The organism is Chryseobacterium sp. GP-SGM7, assembly GCF_049166575.1.
In the GTDB taxonomy this organism is placed as follows: domain Bacteria; phylum Bacteroidota; class Bacteroidia; order Flavobacteriales; family Weeksellaceae; genus Chryseobacterium.
In genome coordinates this window covers 1-1,790 of record NZ_JBMHFF010000012.1, presented here as the reverse complement: position 1 = coordinate 1,790, position 1,790 = coordinate 1, and the positions used below count along the sequence as shown (strand labels likewise).

2 protein-coding genes are annotated in these 1,790 nt (G+C 35.2%); both read left to right on the top strand.

All coding sequences use genetic code 11. The features are described 5' to 3' along the window. Nucleotides 1-77: 77 nt before the first annotated feature. Entirely contained in the window at nucleotides 78-947 is an 870-nt protein-coding gene (locus ACOOWA_RS18050; RefSeq protein WP_421377338.1) for an RHS repeat-associated core domain-containing protein, read from the top strand. Between the two features lie 6 nt (nucleotides 948-953). Continuing rightward, a complete protein-coding gene (locus tag ACOOWA_RS18045; protein ID WP_421377336.1) occupies nucleotides 954-1,457 on the top strand; it encodes an SMI1/KNR4 family protein in 504 nt (167 codons plus the stop codon). The last annotated feature ends 333 nt before the right edge of the window (nucleotides 1,458-1,790 follow it).

The window sequence follows — 1,790 nt, the reverse complement described above, 5'->3', positions numbered from 1 at the left end:
GAAAAGAAAAAACTGTACTTTTGAGAAAAGCGAGCAAGCGAAGAAGTTCACAGTGAAAAGCCTCGCGCAAGAAAAACTTGAGTAGAGAAATCTTGAAAAGTAGTGTAGACTACGGAATGTATGATTACGGCGCAAGATTTTATATGCCGGATATTGGGAGATGGGGTGTGGTAGATCCACGAAGCCAATACACTCAGGAAACGTACAGCTACGTTTGGAATAACCCTATAACTTTTGCTGATCCTACGGGAATGTCTGGCGAAGAAGTCTCTGACTGGATTCATAATCCGACCACCAATAGATATAGATGGGATCCAAATGTTACAAGAAAAAGCAATACGCCTGAAGGTTGGAATTATGTTGGACCAACAGGATCTTATAGGATAGATGGAGCAACTGTACAGCTTTTAGAAGGAGGAAAAACATTTACAGATATAGATGAAGTTGTTACAAAGGGAGTTTCTCCAGTTGCTGCAGCTAGTGTGATGTCACGAAATGCTCAATTTGCGTTGTTCTCTTTTTTTGCGGTTGCTTCATGGTATGTTATCGGCGATTTTATAGATACTAATGAAACCTATCAGCCAACCCGTATTGATCCAATGATGTATAGACATACAGATAATGCAGAATCTGATGACGAAGAAACTGATGTAAATGGAATAACTATTCCTGATGAAGATAAAATCCCTAGAGATTCTTTAAATCCACCCGCTAAACCTGGGAATGCGCCAACTTTTAAAAAAGATGGAAAGCCTGTTGAAATTCATCACGAAGGACAAAATGCGGAAGGTCCTTTTAAAGAAATGCATCCACATGACCATAGAGGAAAAGGCAACTATAGTAAGAATCATCCTAAAGGGCAGAAACCTTTATCAAAAGAAGATCGAAAGAAGTTTAATGTTGCCAGACAAAAATATTGGAAAAAAGAATATCCTAGCGGAAAATAACTAAATATGGAAATAATAGAAGAATGTAATAAGAGGCTTGAAGAATTATATAAGTTTTCTAATGAAATTTTATTTTTAGGAGAATCTATTTTGGATTCTAGGATTGAAGATTTAGAAAAAGAAATTGGATATAAACTTCCTGAAGACTTTAAATATATTATAAAAAAGCATAACAGAATTATACTTGCAGGAACACAAGTTTATGGGTTGTCGCAGGAATTAAAAGGAAGTTCTTTGGATATGATTTATAAATTTGAACATTTTGAAGCTGAGAATCCAATGCCAAAGTTTTTTTTCCCTTTTTCACCAGATGGACAAGGAAATCATTATTGTTTAGATTTATCTAAAATTACGGACGAAATATGTCATGTTGTATTTTGGCAATGGGATATTGAATATGAAGATATTGAGGATGTTGAAGTATGTAATGATAGTTTCATTGATTGGATTGATGAAGTTATGATAGATTGGAATCTTGAAGTTTATAATCATGATGGTTCTGAAAAATAAATTATTATAGAGATAAGAAAGTCCCTCGCTCCCGCACGATTGTATCGTGTGGAAGATAATAAAAAAACCTCGCAATTTGCGAGGTTTTTGTGTGTTATATGATGTTCTGCTTTGTATACGGAAACGGAACTACATTGCCGCAATATTTTTAAGTTTAGAAGCTTTGATAAAAGCGTCGATGGTAGCAAATATATGAGCTTTGGTGTCCCCCGCTACCGCACGATTATATCGTGTGGCAGATAATAAAGAAACCCATCGCAATTGCGATGGGTTTTTATTTTATAAAGCGGCTGCGTTTTTAGCAAAAAAATCTTTAAACTTTTTATTGGTAAG

What these genes read in the sequence shown, in the direction of transcription:
- ACOOWA_RS18045 (WP_421377336.1), top strand. Translation starts at nt 954, where the DNA reads ATGGAAATAATAGAAGAATGTAATAAGAGGCTTGAAGAATTATATAAG.